This is a genomic window from Pseudostreptobacillus hongkongensis (assembly GCF_001559795.1).
Classification (GTDB): Bacteria; Fusobacteriota; Fusobacteriia; order Fusobacteriales; family Leptotrichiaceae; genus Pseudostreptobacillus; species Pseudostreptobacillus hongkongensis.
In genome coordinates this window covers 1-256 of record NZ_LOHY01000164.1, presented here as the reverse complement: position 1 = coordinate 256, position 256 = coordinate 1, and the positions used below count along the sequence as shown (strand labels likewise).

Genomic DNA, 256 nt, shown 5'->3' with positions numbered 1-256 from the left:
CGTCTATATTTATTACATGCCAATTAAATGCTTTAAACTTATCAGTTAAAGGTTCAACAGGCATAACTTTTGAAACATTTCCATCTATTTGTAAATCATTTGAATCAACTATTGCTACTAAATTATCTAAATTAAAGTGAGCAGCTGACATAAACGCTTCCCAAACTTGTCCTTCTTGTAATTCTCCATCTCCTAAAATTGCATATACTCTATATGGAGCATTAGAAAGTTTAGCTGAAATTGCCATACCTTGTGC

Annotated in this window: 1 protein-coding gene; it reads right to left on the bottom strand. The window is 31.6% G+C overall.

Annotated features, from left to right (window positions below):
- On the bottom strand, positions 1-256 hold a 256-nt coding region (locus tag AYC59_RS07450), incomplete at both ends, for a thiamine pyrophosphate-binding protein (protein WP_281177384.1).